The organism is Staphylococcus sp. SUC_1.2, from assembly GCF_026222585.1.
Genome location: NZ_JANJPM010000002.1, coordinates 19,597 through 40,645, shown reverse-complemented (window position 1 = coordinate 40,645; position 21,049 = coordinate 19,597). Strand labels below are relative to the sequence as shown.

Sequence of the window (21,049 nt, the reverse complement as noted above, 5' to 3'; positions counted from 1 at the left end):
TTCACTATTGGAGGGAAAATAAATGGCTAACTTTAATTTAGATCCAGTTCATTCAGGTGTGAATTTCTCAATACAACACCTTGTAATTAGTAATGTAAAAGGACGTTTTAACGATTTTGATGCAGATATTACAGGTGACTTTCATGATTTAAGTTCTTTAAAAGGCACTTTTACTGTTCAAGCTAATTCTATTGATACTAAAGTAGAAGATCGTGATAATCATCTTAAAAGTGAAGATTTCTTAAACGTTGAACAATATCCTGAAATTAAATTTGAAATTATTAGTGTTGATGACCATTCAGTTACTGGTAATGTAACAATTAAAGATCAAACACAAAAAGAAACATTCGATTTAGATTATAAAGGTATTAGCTTAAACCCACTTAATAATAAAAATACAGCAGGTTTAGTTATTACTGGCGAACTTGATCGTGAAAAATATGGTGTTACATTTAACCAACCATTAGAAACTGGTGGTTTCTTATTAGGTAAAACATTAAATGTGGAATTCGATTTAGAATTTCCTATTGAAGAATAATAAAGTTAAAAAACAGGCAGAGTTCTAACTTTGCCTGTTTTTTTATTGTCTTAAAATATAATAGTTGTTAAATTATAGAAATCACCATTTTAGAAATTAGGAGAGATAACGATGTCAATCGATGTAAAAGAAAATAAAATAATTTTTAAAAGAACATTTAAAGCTCCTATCAATGATGTATTTGATGCCTATACAAATCCATCGTTATTTGAGCAATGGTTTCATCCTCAAGGCGCTAAGACAAAAGTATATCGTTTTAATACTGAAGAAGGCGGGGAAGCCTTCTTTGCAATAGAAACCTCAGAACAGACAAGCTATACATTAACAGAATATCGAAAAGTGGATCGTCCGAAGTATCTTGAATACTTTGATTACTTTGCTACACCTGAGGGAAAAAAAGATACGCGTTTACCTGGTATGCATATTTCAATCAATTTTAACTCAGATAATAAACAAATGACTACTATTACGTCTACGTCAGTGTTTCCAACTAAAGAAGCAGCTCAACAAGCAGTAGGTATGGGAATAGAAGCAGGTATGAATTCAACATTAGATCAACTAGAAGTCTTACTTAATGAATAAATCGTCACGAGGATGTCAAAATTAAATTGAACTTTTAAGTTATAATAATATTGAAAAGAGGATGATATAGTATGAAAGAAAGATATTTAAAAGTGCTGGGATTATTTTCAATTAGTACTTTAATTCCAACATTATTAATTAATTCAAAGTGTTTAAATAATGGCGTCATAAAATATATTTTAAGAACGGCATTAGGCTATGGTATTTTTGCTTCAGGATTACGTTATTTTTCAAAATTAAAAAAAGCACATTAATATCATGACAAGAGCAAGATATGGAAAATAAACCTCCATATGTTGCTCTTTTTTAATCTTCTCTATTCAAAATGCACTTCACTATATATAATATAAAATTATAAATGAATTAAGGAGAGGGAATATGACAAGTAACCATACAACAATTGAAGATACATATACTACAAAAGATCTTATTAAAGCGGCTGTAAGACAGGTACAAATGAAAGAAGTTATGGCAACTCAAACACCTGGACGATATTTACTAAAGTCAATGATGTCAGGATTTTTATTAGCTATTGTTACAGTATTTATGTTAGCAATCAAAACACAGTTTGAAGGAACAAATGATGGACTTGTTAATTTATTAGGAGCAATCTCATTTAGTTTAGCTTTAGTTCTTATTGTTCTAACTAATTCAGAATTACTTACTAGTAATTTTATGTATTTAACTGTCGGATGGTACTACAAAGTCATTGCAGTTAAAAAAATGTTATACATATTCTTATTTTGTTTTATTGGAAATATTATAGGTGGGTTTATTTTATTCTTATTAATGAAGGGTACACATGTGATGACACCTGAAATGGTTGCAAGTCTAAGTAAAACAGTACATTTAAAAACGGTAGAATCAACTTGGTTAAATATTCTTATCAAAGGGATATTCTGTAACTTCTTTATTAATATTGGTATTTATGTTTCAATGCTTTTTAAAGAAGGTTTAGCTCGCGCATTTTTCATTGCTGTTGGTGTTATAGTATTTGTATTTATGGGATATGAACACGTTGTATTTAATGCTGGATTATATGCAGGAATGATTTTTTATAATAGTGATGCATTATCATGGATAGATGTGCTAAAAAATATCGTATTTGCTTTTGTAGGTAACTATATTGGTGGAGGTATTTTTGTAGGACTTGTTTATGCCTATTTAAACGGAAAAAGAGACAGTATAAAAGCATAGTAAGACGATCAAAGAGCGGAAATATCGAGAGACATTTTCGCTCTTTTAATCCCCAACATATTGACTTAATATTCAGAAAATCTTATTATTTTAATCAACATTAAAATAATAAGGGGGAAACCATTTGGTTGCGAATATTCTAGTAGCTCATGGCATGAGAAAAGGAGATCAAAATAAAGCACTCGGTGAATTTATAGATAGTTTATTACAAGATGAAACTTACGCTTATGAGCTTGCTTTTATTGAAAGTGAAGAAAAAAGCGTTGAACATACTATTACTAATTTAATAGAAAAAGGGGAAACGCAATTTAAAGTTGTACCTTTACTTATATTTTCAGCCATGCATTACATTGTAGACATTCCAGAGATGTTAAGAAACATTAAACAAGCACATCCAAATATAATATATGAAATTAGTGCGCCTCTTGGTACGCATCCATATATGGTGGATTTAGTAGAACAACGTATTAATGATGTGGATATGAATAAAGAGTCAGATGTGGCAGTTGTATTGATTGCACATGGTAGCTTTTCTTATACTAAAGCACATGATGAACTAAAAGAATTTAGTACTAAGTTAAAGCAAGACAAACCTATATATTGCCGTACGTTATATGGAGATATTACGTTTAAAAATGATTTAGATCAACTTTCAAGACAATATCGTCATCTTATTGTGGTTCCAATGTTTTTATATGATGGACGTTTAGTTAATAAAGTAAAAGGTCTTATATCAGAGATGGATATTGCTAATGAATTGCACATGACTCCGTCTATTAATTTCGACCCTATTTTAAAATCGATTATTCGAGAGCGATTAAAAGAATTAACAGTATAGTAACTACATACATCTTTCATTATATGAGTGCTAAATTCTCACTTATGTAATGGAAGGTGTTTTTTATTAGGGAAATCCCCGATTTTACATTTAAGTGTGAAAATAATCACAAATTCAAAAGAATATGGTATAAAATAGCCTTGTAAAGAATAGTGAGTGCAAAACTATTTGAATTTAATAATAATTAAATGTAATAAAAGGGGCATTGATATGGCTAAACAAAAACTCGTAATGATTGGTAATGGTATGGCTGGTTTAAGAACAATTGAAGAAATTTTAGAACGTTCAGATTCTCAATTTGACATTACAATTATCGGTAAAGAACCTTATCCTAATTATAATCGAATCATGTTATCCAACATTTTACAAAAGAAAATAACAGTTGAAGAAACGATTATGAATGATTATGACTGGTATAAAGAACATCATATTGAACTAATTGTAGATGATCCGGTTGAAAAAGTAGATAGACAATCCAAAACTGTTACGACTTCTAAAGGTATCACTGTAGCTTATGATATCTGTATCTTTGCGACTGGTTCAAAAGCTTTTGTTTTACCTATACCTGGATCAGAATTACCAAGTGTCATCGGTTGGCGCACAATTGAAGATACTGAGCGTATGATTGAAATTGCTAAAACAAAAAAACGTGCCATTGTTATTGGTGGAGGTCTTCTTGGATTAGAATGTGCAAGAGGATTAATGGATCAAGGTATGGATGTAACAGTTCTTCACTTAGCAGAATGGCTGATGGAAATGCAATTAGACCGTAAAGCTGGAGATATGTTAAAAGCTGATTTAGAACGTCAAGGCATGCATATTGAACTACAAGCAAATTCTAAAGAAATTATAGGAACAGATGATGTAGAAGCTATTAAGCTAGCTGATGGTAGAGTAATAGAAACGGATTTAGTCGTTATGGCTGTTGGTATACGTCCATTTACCGAAGTAGCTCGTGAAGCGGGATTAGAAGTGAATCGAGGTATCGTTGTTAATGATTACTTGCAAACATCTGATGAACATATCTATGCCGTGGGTGAATGCGCGGAACACAACGGTAAAGTATATGGTTTAGTTGCACCTCTTTATGAACAAGGTAAAGTGCTTGCTGATTATTTAACAGGTAAAGAGACTGAAGGATATAAAGGTTCTACAACATTTACGTCTTTAAAAGTATCAGGTTGTGATTTATATAGTGCAGGACAAATCGTTGAAGATGAAACTGTACACGGTATCGAAATCTTTAACAGTGTAGATAATATTTACAAAAAAGTCTATCTAAGTGATGGTCGAGTGGTAGGTGCCGTTTTATATGGTGATACAGATGATGGTTCAAGATTTTATAGTATGATGAAAAAACATGAATCACTAGAGGACTATACACTAGTGTCACTGCTTCATAAAGGCGGAGAAGAAAGTGGAACTTCAATAGCAGACATGCCTGATGATGAAACAATTTGTGGTTGTAATGGTGTAGATAAAGGTACGATTGTCAACGCAATTACAACAAAAGGGTTGACTACTGTAGATGAGGTTACAAAAACAACCAAAGCAGGAAATTCTTGTGGTAAGTGTAAAGGACAAATTGGAGAAATACTAAAATGTACATTAGGTGATGAATTTGTAGCTGCTAAACCAACTGGTATTTGTGCATGTACTGATTTGACACGTGATGAAATTGTTACTCAAATTAGAGCTAAAGGTTTAAAAACATCAAAAGAAGTTCGTCACGTACTTGATTTTAAAGATAAAAATGGTTGTCCAAAATGTCGCCCAGCTATCAACTATTATCTAAATATGGTATATCCTCATGAACACCAAGATGAAAAAGCATCAAGATTTGCGAACGAACGTTATCATGCAAATATTCAAAATGATGGTACTTTCTCAGTGATTCCACAAATGCGTGGTGGTGTCACAGATGCTGACCAATTAATTCGTTTAGGTGAAGTAGCGAAAAAATATAACGTGCCTCTTGTTAAAGTAACAGGGTCTCAGCGTGTAGGGTTATATGGTCTTAAAAAAGATGAGTTACCAAAAGTTTGGAAAGATTTAGGTATGCGCTCTGCCTCTGCATATGGTAAGAAAACGCGTTCTGTGAAAAGTTGTGTTGGTAAAGAATTCTGTCGATTTGGTACACAATATACTACACGTTTAGGTATTCGATTAGAAAAAACATTTGAATACATAGACACACCTCATAAATTTAAAATGGGTGTTTCTGGTTGTCCAAGAAGCTGTGTAGAATCAGGTGTTAAAGACTTTGGTGTCATTTCAGTAGAAAATGGCTATCAAATTTATATTGGCGGTAACGGTGGTACAGAGGTAACTGTAGGTCAATTACTTACTACTGTTGAAACAGAAGATCAAGTGGTACAACTTTGTGGTGCGCTTATGCAGTATTACAGAGAGACTGGAATATATGCTGAACGAACAGCACCATGGCTTAAACGACTAGGATTTGATCATGTTAAGGAAGTGCTTTTAGATGAACAACGTCAAAAAGAACTTTTTGATAGAATTATGGATGCAAAACAAGCACTTGAAGAAGAACCTTGGGAAGCTATTGTTGAAAATAAAGAAGCACAAAAAATATTTGAAGTCGAGAAAGTGTGAGGATGAGTGTAATGGAAAAAGTTAAAGTAACAACTATGGATGAGTTAACACCATTAATTGGTAAAAAGGTTATCGTTAAAGATAAACAAATCGGTATATTTTTAACAGAAAATGGAGAAGTGCATGCTATTAATAATGTGTGTCCACATAAAGAAGGACCGTTATCTGAAGGTACTGTAAGTGGAGAATATGTTTATTGTCCACTCCACGATCAAAAAATTGATTTGAATACGGGTGAAGTGCAAGAACCTGATACAGGTTGTGTTGAAACATATCAAGTTGAAATTCAAGATGGAGACGTATTTATATGTCTCTAGTCACTAAAAGTGAATTTGGAAAAGTATATTTAATTGGAGCTGGTCCTGGCAATCCTAATTTGCTAACTAAACAAGCAGAACGATTAATTCGTCAAGCAGATGTTATTTTATATGATCGTCTTGTCAATCCATTGATATTACAATATGCAAAGCCAACTACTGAAATCATAGATGTTGGAAAAAAACCTTATACTAAACATATTCAACAAGAAGGTATCAATTTAAAAATAGTAGCAGCAGCGAAAAAGTATAAAATTGTTGTACGTTTAAAAGGTGGAGACCCAGCAGTGTTTGGCCGAGTAACTGAAGAAATAGACATTTTAAAAGAACATCAGATTGCTTATGATATTGTACCTGGGGTAACTTCTGCGAGTGCAGCGGTAGCTTCATTAGACTTAGGTTTAACGATGCGCTCAGTAGCACCAAGTGTTACATTTTCTACAGGTCATTTTAAAGATGATATTGATCAAGACATGGATATACGTAATTTAGCTAATGGTGGGACTTTGGCAATTTATATGGGAATTAAACGATTAAATGATATTATTAATCAAATTAGAAGATATACTAAAGAAGATTATGATATTGCTATCATTTTTAATGCTACGTGTTATAACGAAACCATAGTGGTTGGTAAACTAAGCACTATTGAATATCAATTATCTAAGCTTAATATGAAACATGATCCAGGAATTTGTATATTAGGCCATATCATTAACTATATGGATGACGAAAAGATTATACACTCAAAACAAACAATAGATGAAACATTGTACGTTATTAAAGGGAATAAAGACTTAGCCCTTTCAAAAGCAGAAGACTTATCTCAACAGTATTTAAAATGCTTAATTCAATATGATGAAACTTATCATTCTTCACAAAAGTATTTATATGAATCGATCATAACGCAGCACCAAAATATTAAATATATTGAAGTGTAGTTCTTTACGCTTCGAATGTCATAAGTGAGATAACACGATATTTAAAACGTGTGTTATCTCACTTTTTTTAGGGATTCTTTTATATGAAATAGGTAATTCCCTAATATAAAAACCATGTGAAAAAATGTACAATTTAAATGAAATTTCTTTAAATAACATTGGACATAAGTAACGTATTACCTTTGCAGGTAGGAGGATTTATATAAATGGGAAAATTCGGATTAAACTTTTTCAAACCAACTGAAACGTTTAATGGAAATTGGTCAGTTTTAGAAAGTAAAAGTAGAGAATGGGAAAAAATGTATCGTGAAAGATGGAGTCACGATAAAGTAGTAAGAACCACACATGGCGTAAACTGTACAGGATCATGTTCGTGGAAAGTTTTCGTTAAAAATGGTGTGATTACGTGGGAGAATCAACAAATTGACTATCCAAGTTGTGGTCCAGATATGCCTGAATTTGAACCTCGTGGATGTCCACGTGGCGCGTCATTTTCATGGTATGAATACAGCCCACTTCGTGTAAAATACCCTTACATTAGAGGTAAACTATTAGATCTATGGACAGAAGCACTTGAAGACAATAATGGAAATCGTATCGCCGCATGGGCATCTATCGTTGAAGATGAAAAGAAAGCTAAATTATATAAAGAAGCACGTGGTAAAGGTGGACATGTACGTGCAAGTTGGAAAGATGTAACAGATATTATCGCAGCACAAATTCTTTATACCATTAAAAAAGATGGTCCGGATAGAATCGCTGGTTTTACACCTATTCCAGCAATGTCGATGATTAGTTATGCATCTGGTGCGCGTTTTATTAATTTATTAGGCGGGGAAATGTTAAGTTTTTATGATTGGTATGCTGATTTACCACCTGCATCTCCTCAAATTTGGGGTGAACAAACTGATGTACCTGAATCAAGTGATTGGTACAATGCTTCTTACATCATTATGTGGGGCTCTAACGTTCCACTTACTCGTACGCCTGATGCCCATTTTATGACTGAAGTACGTTATAAAGGTGCAAAAGTGGTTTCTGTAGCACCAGATTATGCAGAAAATGTTAAATTTGCTGATAATTGGTTAGCACCTAATCCAGGAACAGATGCCGCAGTTGCTCAAGCTATGACACATGTCATCTTACAAGAATTTTATGAAGATAAACCAAGTGATATGTTTGTTAATTATGCAAAGCAATATACAGATATGCCATTTGTATTGATGCTGGATGAAGATGAGAATGGTTATAAGGCAGGACGATTTTTACGTGCAAGCGATTTAGGTATAAAAAGTGAAAATGGTGAGTGGAAACCAGTTATTCACGATGCGATTAGCCACAAACTTGTGGTTCCAAACGGTACAATGGGTCAACGTTGGGAAGAAGGCAAACAATGGAATTTAAAACTTGAAACAGAAGATGGAAGTAAAATTGATCCAGCTTTATCTGTTGCAGAAGAAGAATATGAGTTACAAACCATTCAATTCCCTTACTTTGATAGTCAAGGAGACGGTATTTTCGAACGACCTATCCCAACTAAAAAAGTTAAATTAGCAGATGGTAAAGAAGTACGTATTGCTACAGTATATGATTTAATGGCTAGTCAATATGGTATTAAACGATTTGGTCATGAGTTAGAAGCTAAATCTTATGAAGATAGTGAATCTAAATATACACCTGCATGGCAAGAAAACGTCACAGGTATTAAACAAGAATTAGTGACACAAGTAGCAAGAGAATTTGCACAAAATGCTATTGATACTAAAGGACGTTCGATGATTATTATGGGTGCGGGGATTAACCACTGGTTCAACTCTGACACCATTTACCGTGCTGTATTGAATTTAGTTCTATTATGTGGATGCCAAGGTGTTAATGGTGGAGGTTGGGCTCACTATGTTGGGCAAGAAAAATGTCGTCCAATTGAAGGATGGAATACTGTAGCTTTCGCTAAAGATTGGCAAGGTCCACCACGTTTACAAAATGGTACAAGTTGGTTCTATTTTGCAACTGATCAATGGAAATATGAAGAATCTAATGTAGATAAATTGAAATCACCACTTGCTAACAACATTAAACATCAGCATCCAGCAGATTATAATGTGACAGCAGCACGTTTAGGTTGGTTACCTTCATATCCACAATTTAATAAAAACAGTTTGTTATTTGGTGAAGAGGCAAAAGATGCGGGCGATGATTCAAATGAAGCTATTTTAAAACGTGCGATTGAATCAGTGAAAAATAAAGAAACAGAATTTGCTATTGAAGACCCAGATTTAAGAAAAAATCATCCTAAAACATTATTTGTTTGGAGATCTAACTTAATTTCAAGTTCAGCTAAAGGTCAAGAGTACTTTATGAAACATTTACTTGGTACACGTTCAGGATTAATGGCTGAACCGAATGAAGATGATAAACCAGAGGAAATTAAATGGAGAGAAGATACAGTAGGTAAATTAGATTTACTTGTATCATTAGATTTTAGAATGACTGCAACGCCTTTATATTCTGATATTGTGCTGCCAGCAGCAACTTGGTATGAAAAACATGACTTATCTTCAACCGACATGCATCCATTTATTCATCCATTTAATCCAGCAATTGATCCATTATGGGAGTCACGTTCTGACTGGGACATTTACAAAACATTGAGTAAAGCAATTTCAGAAATGGCTAAAGATTATTTACCAGGTACATTTAAAGATGTGGTAACTACACCACTTGCACATGACTCTAAACAAGAACTAGGTTCTGAATACGGTATCGTTAAAGATTGGTCTAAAGGTGAAGTAGAAGGTATTCCAGGTAAAACTATGCCTAACTTCTCTATTGTAGAACGTGACTATACTAAAATTTATGATAAATACGTTACATTAGGACCTTTACTTGAGAAAGGTAAAGTAGGGGCACACGGCGTTAGTTTTAGCGTTAAAGAAGAATACGAAGAGCTAAAAAGTATGATTGGTACGTGGAATGATGACGATGAACATTCTGTTAGAAACGATAGACCACGTATTGATACTGCACGTAAAGTAGCTGATGCAATTTTAAATATCTCTTCGGCAACGAATGGTAAATTATCTCAAAAATCATATGAAGATTTAGAAAATCAAACTGGAATGGAATTGAAGGATATTTCAAAAGAACGTGCATCTGAAAAAATTTCGTTCTTAAATATTACAGCTCAACCAAGAGAAGTTATCCCAACAGCAGTATTCCCAGGCTCTAATAAAAATAATCGTCGTTATTCTCCATTTACAACAAATATTGAAAGACTTGTACCTTTTAGAACGCTAACTGGAAGACAAAGTTACTATATCGATCACGAAGTATTCCAGCAATTTGGTGAAAGCTTACCAGTATATAAACCAACACTTCCACCAATGGTATTTGGCGCAAGAGATAAAAAGATAAAAGGTGGACAAGATGCACTTGTTCTACGTTATTTAACACCTCATGGAAAATGGAATATTCACTCAACATATCAAGATAATGAACGTATGTTGACTTTATTCAGAGGCGGTCCAGTTGTTTGGCTGTCTAATGAAGATGCTGAGCAACATGGTATCAATGATAATGATTGGCTTGAAGTTTATAACAGAAATGGTGTTGTGACTGCAAGAGCGGTAACGTCACACCGCATGCCTAAAGGTACGATGTTTATGTATCACGCACAAGATAAGCACATTGAAACACCAGGTTCTGAGATTACTGATACTCGTGGGGGATCACATAATGCACCTACAAGAATTCACTTAAAACCTACGCAATTAGTTGGAGGATATGCGCAAATTAGTTATCACTTCAATTACTATGGACCAATTGGAAACCAACGTGATGTGTACGTCGCAGTTAGAAAAATGAAGGAGGTAAATTGGCTTGAAGATTAAAGCGCAAGTTGCAATGGTATTGAATTTAGATAAATGTATTGGCTGTCATACATGTAGTGTGACATGTAAAAATACTTGGACCAATAGACCGGGTGCAGAATACATGTGGTTTAATAATGTAGAAACAAAACCAGGTGTAGGATATCCAAAACGTTGGGAAGATCAAGAGCACTATAAAGGTGGTTGGGTATTAAATAAAAAAGGTAAACTTGAACTTAAATCAGGTAGTAAGTGGTCTAAAATTGCCTTAGGTAAAATCTTCTATAATCCAGATATGCCGTTAATCAAAGATTATTATGAACCATGGACTTATAATTATGAACATTTAACCACAGCTAAAGAAGGTAAACATTCACCAGTTGCAAAAGCACATTCATTGATTTCAGGAGATAAACTAAATCTTGAATGGGGACCAAACTGGGAAGATGATTTAGCTGGTGGACATGTAACAGGACCAGAAGATCCAAATATTCAAAGAATTGAAGAAGATATCAAATTCCAATTTGATGAGACATTTATGATGTATTTACCTCGTCTATGCGAGCATTGCTTAAATCCTAGTTGTGTCGCTTCATGTCCTTCAGGGGCTATGTATAAAAGAGATGAAGATGGTATTGTTTTAGTCGATCAAGAGGCATGTCGTGGGTGGCGCTACTGTATGACAGGTTGTCCTTACAAAAAAGTATATTTCAACTGGAAAACAAATAAAGCTGAAAAATGTACATTCTGCTTCCCAAGAATTGAAGCAGGAATGCCAACTGTATGTTCAGAAACATGTACAGGAAGAATGAGATATTTAGGCGTTTTATTATATGACGCTGATCGTGTACACGAAGCGGCTTCAGCTGAAAATGAACAAGATTTATATGAAAAACAACTTGATATCTTCTTAAACCCATTTGATGAAGAAGTGATTGAACAAGCAGAAAAAGATGGTATCAGTTATGAATGGATCCAAGCTGCTCAAAATTCACCTGTGTATAAATTAGCGATTGAATATAAATTGGCATTTCCATTACATCCTGAATTTAGAACAATGCCAATGGTATGGTACTGCCCGCCTTTAAGTCCAATTATGAGTTATTTTGAAGGTAAAAATTCAGGTCAAAATCCTGATATGATTTTCCCAGCCATCGAAGAGATGCGTTTACCTATTGAATATTTAGCAAACTTATTTACAGCAGGTAAAGTAGAGCCAGTAAAAGAAGCGTTACAAAAAATGGCAATGATGAGAAGTTATATGCGTGCTCAAGTCACAAACAAACCATTTGATACTTCTAGATTAGAACGTTTAGGTTTATCAGAAATTCAAACAAAAGAAATGTATCGTCTATTAGGTTTAGCTAAATATGAAGATCGATTTGTTGTACCATCTTCACATAAAGAAACCTATTTAGATACGTATCACGCTCAAGGTAGCCAAGGATATGGCGGTGAATATTTCGGAGATAATTGTGAAGGCTGCGGTGTTCCAGTAGGTTCAACGTCAGGAAAATCTGGTCAAGAGATTTATAATGAGAATTTCTATGGAGGTATTTTCCGTGATTAATCTAACACAATTTAAATACTATCAAGAAAGTTTTGGATATCTTGCACAACAACTTAATTTTCCAGAAAAATTAACATTTCATCCTAATACATTTGAAGAAACGATTCATCCTTCGCATCCAGGATATTCAGATTTAATGAAATATCGTGAAATTATGTACCAATTTACTTTATCTGAAATTAAAGCAATTTATACGGATACATTTGATTTCAATAAAACATCACCACTTTATATGACTTACAATAAATTTGATACTCAAAAAGAAAGAGGTCAAATGCTCGCAAAACTAAAAGTACTTTATGAAATGTTTGGATTAAAAATGGTAGATAATGAATTATCAGATTATCTACCATTGATGTTGCAGTTTTTACACGTAGCAAGTTGGCATAATGATCCTCGTGCAGAAGGCAATATTGAGTTAGTGATTATGATTATTGAAGATGGTACATATGAAATGGCAAATCAATTAGCTAAGGAGAATAATCCTTACGCTTATGTGATTCGTGCATTACGAGAAACATTAAAAGCTTGTTTAGACATTCCAAAAGAGGTGACACATCATGCTTAATCAATTTCTTTGGATTATTTACCCATATTTATGTGTGGCAATTTTTATCGTTGGTCATATTGCTCGATATAAATATGATCAGTTTTCATGGACTGCAAAATCGAGTGAGTTTTTAGAAAAAAAACAACTTAAATGGGGCAGTCTGTTATTTCACTTAGGAATTATTCCAGTATTTTTTGGTCATGTGGTGGGGTTAGCTATTCCAGCAAAATGGATAGATGGACTTGGCATAAGCGAAAGTACATATCACTTTGGAGCTGTTTATATTGGTAGTATTTTTGGTATAATGACTCTAATTGGAATGTTACTTTTAACAGCAAGACGTTTAACGATTAGTAATGTGAGAAAGTTAAGTTCAGCTTCTGATATTTTCGTAAATTTCTTATTAATATTGATTATATTTATGGGATGTTTCTCAACTTTAGTTACTAATGCAATGGTAACTGACTTTGATTACCGTCAAACGATTTCTATATGGTTTAGACACTTATTTACATTCTCACCCAATGCAGCACTAATGACAGGCGTTCCATTATCATTTAAAATTCATATCTTATTAGGATTTACAATATTAGCTTGTTGGCCATTTACACGTCTTGTACATGTATGGAGTATTCCATTAGCATATACAAATAGACGTTATATTGTATATAGAAAACATAAAGCACCTCGTGCACATTAAATATAAAAGGAGTACGATATATGATTCCGGAACCTTTGTTTGAACCGGTACATTTTCAGCAGGAACTTGACACACTTAGAAAAAAAGTAAACTGTGATTTTGCTGCTGTTGCACTATATGAAAACCACGAACCTTCTGGACCTATTAAATGGCAATATGTTTCAGGTAATTTAAACAGTCGTTATAAATTGATTGTTTTGAGAAAAGGCAGAGGCTTAGCTGGGACAGTCATGAAAACAGGAAAGCGAATGGTTATAGAAAATGTTTCCAAAACAATAACACCAGAAGAAAAAATTAAGTACCCTATTTTGATGAGTGAAAACTTAAACGCGCTCGTTGCTATACCATTATGGCATGAACAGCATGTTGCAGGCGTGTTATTATTAGGACAAAGAGGTAATAAAACATTGCCTAAAGTGATTAATCAATTAAATATTAAAGGCCGTTTGTGGGAATTTAATGAAGAAATCTAGGTGATATATGTGTTAGAGTTATATAATCTGCAAATGGAAGACTTACTAAAAAAATATTATGAAACTACAAATGAAAAAATTGTTTTTGTAAATAAAGAAGGAAAAGTCATTGCAATGAATGACGCCGCTGAAGAAATTATTTCAAAAGATAATAATTATAGTGCGATGACAAATGCGATTTGTGATCGTTGTGAAGGGTATTCAAATGAATTTGAACTTCAAAGTTGCAAAAATTGTTATTTAGACACATCTAAACCAAACGATATCAATTTTCAAGTGTTTATGAAAACAGTAGATCATAAAGTTCGACCATTTACAGCTTCTTATCAAGCGATTGATGAAGATAATGAGATATATGCATTTACACTTCAAGATATTTCGCCGCAAATTGAAAGACAAGAAAAAATGTATCAACGTCAGATGATGAGAAAAACAATTTCCGCGCAAGAAAATGAAAGAAAACGTATTTCTAGAGAACTACACGATAGTGTTGTACAAGAAATGCTAAATATTGATGTTGAACTCAGATTGCTGAAATATCAAAAAGAATCCTCAGAACTTGTCCAACAATCACAACGTATTGAGGGATTAATGTCTAAATTGATTGATGATATAAGACATCTATCAGTTGAATTAAGACCCTCATCTCTAGATGATTTAGGCTTGGAAGCGGCTTTTAAATCATATTTTAAACAATTTGAAAATAATTATGGTATGCAAATTGTATATCAATCTAACATTCAAGATAAAAGATATGATAGTGAAGTAGAAACGGTGGTTTATCGTGTGGTACAGGAAGCGGTATTTAATGCATTAAAATATGCAGGCGTAAGTTCGGTAGATGTCTTTGTCCAGGAGGTTGGACGTTTATTAATGGCTGAAGTGATTGATCATGGTCAAGGTTTTGATCCGAATTCTCAACCACAAGGTACAGGACTAGGATTGTATGGTATGAATGAAAGAGCAGAGCTTGTAAACGGAAAAGTGAATGTAGAAACACATTTAGGAAAAGGAACGATTATCACTTTAGAAGTGCCACTCTAGAGAGCGTAAGGGGACTGACTTATAATTGAAAATAGTAATTGCAGATGATCATGCAGTAGTAAGAACAGGTTTTTCTATGATATTAAACTTTCAAGAAGATATGGAAGTTGTAGCTACGGCAGCTGATGGAGTAGAAGCGTACCAGAAGGTGATGGAATACAAACCGGATGTATTAATTATGGATTTAAGTATGCCACCTGGTGAGTCTGGCTTAATTGCTACTAGCAAAATTTCTGAAAGTTTTCCTGAAACAAAAATATTAATTTTAACAATGTATGATGATGAAGAATATTTGTTTCATGTTTTAAGAAATGGTGCTAAAGGATATATTTTAAAAAATTCACCAGATGAACAACTCATTTTAGCAGTACGAACAGTGTATAAAGGTGAAACGTATATTGATATGAAACTAACAACGTCATTAGTAAATGAATTTGTAAATGTTTCTAATCAAGAAGAAAAAGCCACTAATGATCCTTTCAAAATACTTTCTAAAAGAGAATTAGAAATATTACCATTAATTGCAAAGGGATATGGAAATAAAGAAATTGCTGAAAAATTGTTTGTATCCGTTAAAACAGTTGAGGCACATAAAACGCATATTATGACTAAATTAAATTTAAAATCTAAACCAGAGCTTGTAGAATATGCGCTTAAGAAGAAACTTTTAGACTTTTAAATATGTTGAAAGACTTAAATAATGACACTCATATTATAATTTTACCAGCACATAATATTCATGTGTTGGTTTTTCTTTGTCTTATTATTTAAATATAGGGGGATTATTAGAGAGTATAAGGGAAAATCCTTATGTTCATATTTTCACAAAGTGATTAAAATTTAAATGTAATCAGTAATTAATAACACAAATTGACTATATTGATATGTGGTTTAATTATCGATAATAGAAAATAAAAATTGATGAAGGTGAAAAAATGAATAAAACTAAGGGTGGTTTTCAACTTACGTTACAAACTTTAAGTCTTGTAGTTGGATTCATGGCTTGGAGCATTATTTCTCCATTGATGCCATTTATTTCACAAGATATTAAAATTAATCCAGGACAGTTATCAATTATTTTAGCGATACCAGTTATCCTAGGATCGATTCTTCGTGTACCATTTGGTTATTTAACAAATATTATTGGCGCTAAATGGGTATTCTTTTGTAGTTTCATTATATTATTATTTCCTATTTTCTTCTTAGGACAAGCCCAATCGCCTGGTATGTTAATGGCGTCTGGATTTTTTTTAGGAGTAGGAGGAGCCATTTTCTCTGTAGGTGTCACTTCAGTTCCTAAATATTTTTCAAAAGACAAAGTAGGATTAGCAAATGGTATTTATGGAATGGGAAATATTGGTACAGCAATTTCATCATTCTTAGCACCTCCTATTGCGGGTATTGTAGGATGGCAAACAACAGTAAGAAGTTATCTTATTATTATCGCTATTTTTGCAATATTAATGTTTTTCCTTGGAGATGCTAAAGAACCTAAAGTTAAAGTACCTTTAGGCGCTCAAGTTAAAGATTTATCTTCAAACTACAAACTATATTATTTGAGTTTATGGTACTTTATTACATTTGGTGCTTTTGTAGCATTTGGTTTATTCTTACCTAACTATTTAGTTAATAATTTCGGAATAGATAAAGTAGATGCAGGTATTCGATCAGGAGTATTTATCGCATTGGCAACATTCTTACGACCTGTGGGTGGGATTTTAGGAGATAAATTCAACGCGGTTAAAGTCTTGATGATAGATTTTGTTGTGATGATTATCGGTGCAGTTATTTTAGGTATTTCAAGTCATATTGCCTTATTTACTATAGGTTGTTTAACAATTAGTATTTGTGCTGGATTAGGAAATGGACTTATCTTTAAACTTGTGCCATCTTACTTTGCTAAAGAATCTGGTACTGCAAATGGAATTGTTTCTATGATGGGAGGATTAGGTGGTTTCTTCCCACCACTTGTTATCACGTATGTTACTTCATTGACAGGTTCAAGTCATTTAGCATTTATTTTACTAGCTGTATTTGGAATACTTGCTTTTATTACAATGGGTCATCTTTACAAAAAAGAATACGCAAAATAAATAAACAACGTAGTGCACTAGCACTACGTTTGTTTATTAAATTATGCTAAGTATCTATGTTTTCAATAATCTAATGTAAAATGAAATATGAATACAACGTACTTTGTTTGATGAGAGGTTGAAGAAAAAGCACAAGCTGAAACTGCCCTCTAAGAGAGTAAGGCAATAATACGATACGAAGAATTATAAATAAGCCAGTAAATGAATGTCTCATCACTCATTTACTGGCTATCTTGCTGAGAGTTATATCTCAACTTCTTTTATTTATTCTACTGTAATTGTAGTACCTTCGTCTTCTTCATTAATCTTCTTAGGTAAAATCACCACTAAAACACCATCTTCATAACTTGCTTTGATTTGATCTTTATTAATATCTTCGAATTCAAAGCGTCTTACCAATTCCCCACTTGAGCGTTCACTTAATTGAACACTACCAGTTTGCTCAGATACTTGTTTAATTACTTTAATCGTTAAAGTAGCATGTTCATATTTAAGATGAATGTCTTGTTTCTTTACGCCAGGTAATTCGGCTTCTAGAACATATTGATTTTTTTGACTGTAAACATTTGTTGGGAAGCTTTTAGTTGAAAATTGGTTAAATACTTGTTCACCTAAATCACGAAATACATCTCTTGGATTATTTTTAAAAATAGCTTGATCAAAAAACTCTCTATTATTCATATATGAAATCTCCTTTTCAGAGTGATATGTCATAAAATATATTGAAATTTTACAATATCATTATATAAATAGAGATACTACACGTAAAGTAAAAGCAATTTGAAAGTTTGAAGAATTAAAAAGTGAAAGATGTGGAATAAAGAAACATGACAAAAGACGTCAATATTATGTATTAGTTAAAAAATAAAAGAAAGAAGGCACAATAATTACTTAGCTTTTGTCATGTGTATTAACTATTCAGCTTTAGAGCCGAAGTTCTCTGAAATAATATGTCTTAAGCTACTAGCAAGGCCATCCGCTTCATCGTCAGAAATATCAAAATCATTAAACACTTGATTAGAAATTTGCTCTAATACTGGTTTAATGTCTCTACCATTTTGAGTTAATGAAATTTGTAAATTACGTTCATCTTCTTTTTCTCGCATGCGTTGTACGTAACCTTTTTTCTCTAATTTTTTTAAGAGAGGCGTTAAAGTTCCAGAATCTAAGAAGACACGTTGACCAAGGGACTTAATATTTATTTTTTCGTCGTTTTCAATAGCCATAAGAACCATAAAACTTGTGTATGTTAAATCATACTCTTTTAGATAGTGAGTATATTTTTTAATTACCTCTTTTGAAGTAACATAAAGTAAAAAACATAACTGTTTACTTAAATAACTGTCCTTTACATACATATTTTTCCCCCCTCAACTTATTTAAAGATAGTATGAACAATACCTATTGTCAAGACTATTGTTAGAGTAATATATAAGTTTTTTAATAAATTTAAAAGTAAATTTAAATAAGTCTACATATAAATTTAGAATGTTGATTTATTTCAAATTCTAAATTAAATTATTAGTATATTTTGTTACAAAAAAGAGGTATCACTTTAAAAAAGTTACTATTTCATTCATAATTATTTAAATGATAAAAGAAGCTATTTTATTGAGTAAGAGGATGAAGGAGTGCTCTGATGAGTAAGAAGCAAAAGATTATTAGAATTATTATTATATTAGCTATTTCTCTTGTAGTAGCTATTGCGTTCTTCTTTGGAACGAAAGCGTATCAAGGGCATAAAAATGTGCAACTTGTAGACAATTATATAGAACAAAAACATTTGAAAGATAAAATTAAATCAGAAAAAACATTATATAGTGCTAAAAGAGGCGTTTATTATAAACAAGTAGTGTTTAAAGACGAACCTAATTTAACATATATCATTCAGCCAATTGGTACACGTAAAGGTATTTTAGTTGAAGGATTTGATACGGAAACCAAGAAAAGTATTAAAGGTGCAAAACATAACTATTTCAACCAAAATTATAAGCCATAATATATAATCAATACGTAGAACCAGAGATATTAATGATGATTACTACTCAAAAAAACAATATCTATAGAAAAATAGATATTGTTTTTTTAAATGAAATTTTTTGTTAAATGGTAAAGGTAAACGAGTTAGTTAAAAAAGATTTTAGAGTAATGTCATTCATTTATAAACCGCTCTTACATTGAGAAGGTTAAAGATAGTGATTGAATTCCAACATCTATATTCTAAAAATATTCTCACTTTTCTGTTTTTAATTAATTATTTTTGCCAAATTAAATATGTATATTATTTAATAGTTTTTAATTTGTTATATCCGAATTTTGAATAATTTGATATAATTAAGCGATGTCAGAAGAAGGGGGTTTCAACGTGACTCTGTTCAAGAGAAAAGTTAGCCTACCTATGCAAGTATTAATTGCATTAGTGCTAGGTGTAGTAATTGGTTTATTATTATTTGGACAAACAGGTGTTGCAAATTATATTAAACCTTTCGGTGACGTTTTCTTAAATTTAATCAAAATGATCATCATCCCAATTGTATTCTGTTCACTTGCTTTATCTATTTCGAATTTAGGGGATTCGAAAAAAATAGGAAGCTATGGATGGAAATCAATTCTTTATTTCGAAATTATTACAACCATCGCCATCGGTTTAGGTTTAATTATTGGTAATATTTTTAAACCAGGAATTGGATTAGATCCTGATAAGTTACCTAAAGGCGATATTACTAAATATCAATCAACTGCGTCTGCCGCAGAACAATCTACATACGGTAACCACTTTATTGATACAATCGTAAATATTATACCAACTAATATTTTTGAAGCTTTAACTAAGGGTGAGTTATTGCCAATTATTTTCTTCGCAGTATTCTTTGGTTTGGGATTAGCTGCGATTGGAGAAAAAGCTGAACCAGTTAAAGGTTTCTTAAACGGTACATTAGAAGCCGTATTTTGGATGATTAATAAAATCTTAAAATTAGCACCAATTGGTGTATTTGCATTTATTTGTACAACTGTTATGACATTCGGTGCTTCAGCTTTAATTCCATTAGCTAAACTTGTTTTAGTAGTTGTGTTTGCGATGATTTTCTTCATTATTGTTGTTTTGGGTATTGTAGCAAGAATTTGTGGAATTAGTATTTTCTCAATCATTAAAATACTTAAAGATGAATTATTACTTGCATTCTCTACTTCAAGTTCTGAAGCAGTGTTACCAGTAATGATGAATAAAATGGAGAAATTTGGTTCACCAAAAGAAGTGACTTCTTTTGTTATACCAATTGGATATTCGTTTAATTTAGACGGATCAGCCTTATATCAATCTATCGCCGCTTTATTTGTTGCTCAAATGTATGGTATTCACTTATCATTATCTGAACAAATCATTTTAATGGTGACATTAATGGTTGCATCTAAAGGTATGGCAGGTGTGCCAGGAGTATCTATCGTAGTGTTATTAACAACATTGGGGGCAATGGGCTTACCAGCTCAAGGTCTTGCGTTAATTATCGGTGTAGATCGTTTGTTAGACATGGTTCGTACATGTGTGAACGTTATTGGTAATGCATTATCTACAGTAGTTATCTCTAAATGGGAACATGTTTATGATAAAGAAAAAGGTAAGAAATATCTAGAATCAATTTAAAAAAAGAAATCTGACATTTTTAGCGTCGCTTGGATAAGCGATGCTTTTTTATTCAAAAAGAAAAAGCGAGATAACTGA

Annotated in this window: 20 protein-coding genes; 18 read left to right on the top strand and 2 right to left on the bottom strand. The window is 32.4% G+C overall.

Annotated elements, in window-relative coordinates; translation table 11 throughout:
* Positions 1-22 precede the first annotated feature (22 nt).
* The 16 genes from NR218_RS01190 to NR218_RS01115 all read left to right on the top strand — a co-directional run bounded on the left by NR218_RS01190 (position 23) and on the right by NR218_RS01115 (position 17,328).
* The gene (locus NR218_RS01190; protein ID WP_019834820.1) at positions 23-538 is read left to right on the top strand and encodes a YceI family protein; all 516 of its coding nucleotides are present in this window, start codon (positions 23-25) and stop codon (positions 536-538) included.
* A 111-nt stretch (positions 539-649) separates the two neighbouring features.
* Positions 650-1,120: an SRPBCC family protein gene (locus NR218_RS01185; RefSeq protein WP_019834821.1), complete on the top strand. Its 471-nt coding sequence runs from the start codon at positions 650-652 to the stop codon at positions 1,118-1,120.
* Positions 1,121-1,191: 71 nt separating this feature from the next.
* Positions 1,192-1,374, top strand: coding sequence for a hypothetical protein (locus NR218_RS01180; protein ID WP_002448340.1), 183 nt, complete (start codon positions 1,192-1,194; stop codon positions 1,372-1,374).
* A gap of 124 nt (positions 1,375-1,498) precedes the next feature.
* On the top strand, positions 1,499-2,317 hold the full coding sequence (locus NR218_RS01175) for a formate/nitrite transporter family protein (RefSeq protein WP_248129844.1): 819 nt from the start codon (positions 1,499-1,501) through the stop codon (positions 2,315-2,317).
* A 124-nt stretch (positions 2,318-2,441) separates the two neighbouring features.
* On the top strand, positions 2,442-3,155 hold the full coding sequence (locus NR218_RS01170; protein WP_019834823.1) for a sirohydrochlorin chelatase: 714 nt from the start codon (positions 2,442-2,444) through the stop codon (positions 3,153-3,155).
* 210 nt (positions 3,156-3,365) lie between these two features.
* A complete protein-coding gene (gene nirB / locus NR218_RS01165; protein ID WP_071560685.1) occupies positions 3,366-5,771 on the top strand; it encodes a nitrite reductase large subunit NirB in 2,406 nt (801 codons plus the stop codon).
* A 2-nt stretch (positions 5,772-5,773) separates the two neighbouring features.
* Positions 5,774-6,088: a nitrite reductase small subunit NirD gene (gene nirD / locus NR218_RS01160; RefSeq protein WP_029376759.1), complete on the top strand. Its 315-nt coding sequence runs from the start codon at positions 5,774-5,776 to the stop codon at positions 6,086-6,088.
* Positions 6,079-7,029 (top strand): uroporphyrinogen-III C-methyltransferase, encoded by a 951-nt coding sequence (gene cobA / locus NR218_RS01155; RefSeq protein ID WP_070813177.1) that lies wholly within the window; start codon positions 6,079-6,081, stop codon positions 7,027-7,029. The genes nirD and cobA overlap by 10 nt, the downstream gene beginning before the upstream one ends.
* A gap of 206 nt (positions 7,030-7,235) precedes the next feature.
* Positions 7,236-10,919, top strand: a complete 3,684-nt coding sequence (locus tag NR218_RS01150) for a nitrate reductase subunit alpha (protein ID WP_017174959.1) — start codon at positions 7,236-7,238, stop codon at positions 10,917-10,919.
* Positions 10,909-12,468: a nitrate reductase subunit beta gene (gene narH, locus NR218_RS01145; RefSeq protein WP_019834828.1), complete on the top strand. Its 1,560-nt coding sequence runs from the start codon at positions 10,909-10,911 to the stop codon at positions 12,466-12,468. Before NR218_RS01150 ends, narH begins: the two co-directional genes overlap by 11 nt.
* A complete protein-coding gene (gene narJ / locus NR218_RS01140; protein ID WP_019834829.1) occupies positions 12,461-13,036 on the top strand; it encodes a nitrate reductase molybdenum cofactor assembly chaperone in 576 nt (191 codons plus the stop codon). Before narH ends, narJ begins: the two co-directional genes overlap by 8 nt.
* Positions 13,029-13,718, top strand: coding sequence for a respiratory nitrate reductase subunit gamma (gene narI, locus NR218_RS01135; RefSeq protein WP_017174958.1), 690 nt, complete (start codon positions 13,029-13,031; stop codon positions 13,716-13,718). The genes narJ and narI overlap by 8 nt, the downstream gene beginning before the upstream one ends.
* Before the next feature lie 20 nt (positions 13,719-13,738).
* On the top strand, positions 13,739-14,191 hold the full coding sequence (gene nreA / locus NR218_RS01130; protein ID WP_019834830.1) for a nitrate respiration regulation accessory nitrate sensor NreA: 453 nt from the start codon (positions 13,739-13,741) through the stop codon (positions 14,189-14,191).
* Positions 14,192-14,224: 33 nt separating this feature from the next.
* Positions 14,225-15,235 carry an ATP-binding protein gene (nreB, locus tag NR218_RS01125; protein WP_221413217.1) on the top strand — a complete coding sequence of 337 codons (1,011 nt, stop codon included), beginning with the start codon at positions 14,225-14,227 and terminating at the stop codon, positions 15,233-15,235.
* Positions 15,236-15,260: 25 nt separating this feature from the next.
* Positions 15,261-15,914 carry a nitrate respiration regulation response regulator NreC gene (gene nreC, locus NR218_RS01120; RefSeq protein ID WP_019834832.1) on the top strand — a complete coding sequence of 218 codons (654 nt, stop codon included), beginning with the start codon at positions 15,261-15,263 and terminating at the stop codon, positions 15,912-15,914.
* A 256-nt stretch (positions 15,915-16,170) separates the two neighbouring features.
* On the top strand, positions 16,171-17,328 hold the full coding sequence (locus NR218_RS01115; protein ID WP_049414190.1) for a nitrate/nitrite transporter: 1,158 nt from the start codon (positions 16,171-16,173) through the stop codon (positions 17,326-17,328).
* 264 nt (positions 17,329-17,592) lie between these two features.
* Here NR218_RS01115 and NR218_RS01110 read toward each other — a convergent pair whose 3' ends face one another.
* Positions 17,593-18,009, bottom strand: a complete 417-nt coding sequence (locus NR218_RS01110; protein ID WP_049382388.1) for an Hsp20 family protein — start codon at positions 18,007-18,009, stop codon at positions 17,593-17,595.
* Positions 18,010-18,242: 233 nt separating this feature from the next.
* On the bottom strand, positions 18,243-18,686 hold the full coding sequence (locus tag NR218_RS01105) for a MarR family winged helix-turn-helix transcriptional regulator (RefSeq protein WP_049382387.1): 444 nt from the start codon (positions 18,684-18,686) through the stop codon (positions 18,243-18,245).
* Positions 18,687-18,967: 281 nt separating this feature from the next.
* Here NR218_RS01105 and NR218_RS01100 point away from each other — a divergent pair, with 281 nt between their 5' ends.
* Positions 18,968-19,327, top strand: a complete 360-nt coding sequence (locus NR218_RS01100) for a DUF3139 domain-containing protein (RefSeq protein WP_049382386.1) — start codon at positions 18,968-18,970, stop codon at positions 19,325-19,327.
* Positions 19,328-19,693: 366 nt separating this feature from the next.
* A complete protein-coding gene (locus NR218_RS01095; protein ID WP_017174953.1) occupies positions 19,694-20,971 on the top strand; it encodes a cation:dicarboxylate symporter family transporter in 1,278 nt (425 codons plus the stop codon).
* Positions 20,972-21,049 lie beyond the last annotated feature (78 nt).

What these genes read in the sequence shown, in the direction of transcription:
- NR218_RS01105 (WP_049382387.1), bottom strand. Translation starts at nt 18,686, where the DNA reads ATGTATGTAAAGGACAGTTATTTAAGTAAACAGTTATGTTTTTTACTT.
- NR218_RS01190 (WP_019834820.1), top strand. Translation starts at nt 23, where the DNA reads ATGGCTAACTTTAATTTAGATCCAGTTCATTCAGGTGTGAATTTCTCA.
- nreA (WP_019834830.1), top strand. Translation starts at nt 13,739, where the DNA reads ATGATTCCGGAACCTTTGTTTGAACCGGTACATTTTCAGCAGGAACTT.
- nirB (WP_071560685.1), top strand. Translation starts at nt 3,366, where the DNA reads ATGGCTAAACAAAAACTCGTAATGATTGGTAATGGTATGGCTGGTTTA.
- NR218_RS01110 (WP_049382388.1), bottom strand. Translation starts at nt 18,009, where the DNA reads ATGAATAATAGAGAGTTTTTTGATCAAGCTATTTTTAAAAATAATCCA.
- NR218_RS01100 (WP_049382386.1), top strand. Translation starts at nt 18,968, where the DNA reads ATGAGTAAGAAGCAAAAGATTATTAGAATTATTATTATATTAGCTATT.
- nirD (WP_029376759.1), top strand. Translation starts at nt 5,774, where the DNA reads ATGAGTGTAATGGAAAAAGTTAAAGTAACAACTATGGATGAGTTAACA.
- NR218_RS01150 (WP_017174959.1), top strand. Translation starts at nt 7,236, where the DNA reads ATGGGAAAATTCGGATTAAACTTTTTCAAACCAACTGAAACGTTTAAT.
- narI (WP_017174958.1), top strand. Translation starts at nt 13,029, where the DNA reads ATGCTTAATCAATTTCTTTGGATTATTTACCCATATTTATGTGTGGCA.
- cobA (WP_070813177.1), top strand. Translation starts at nt 6,079, where the DNA reads ATGTCTCTAGTCACTAAAAGTGAATTTGGAAAAGTATATTTAATTGGA.
- NR218_RS01185 (WP_019834821.1), top strand. Translation starts at nt 650, where the DNA reads ATGTCAATCGATGTAAAAGAAAATAAAATAATTTTTAAAAGAACATTT.
- NR218_RS01180 (WP_002448340.1), top strand. Translation starts at nt 1,192, where the DNA reads ATGAAAGAAAGATATTTAAAAGTGCTGGGATTATTTTCAATTAGTACT.
- nreB (WP_221413217.1), top strand. Translation starts at nt 14,225, where the DNA reads ATGGAAGACTTACTAAAAAAATATTATGAAACTACAAATGAAAAAATT.
- NR218_RS01115 (WP_049414190.1), top strand. Translation starts at nt 16,171, where the DNA reads ATGAATAAAACTAAGGGTGGTTTTCAACTTACGTTACAAACTTTAAGT.
- NR218_RS01175 (WP_248129844.1), top strand. Translation starts at nt 1,499, where the DNA reads ATGACAAGTAACCATACAACAATTGAAGATACATATACTACAAAAGAT.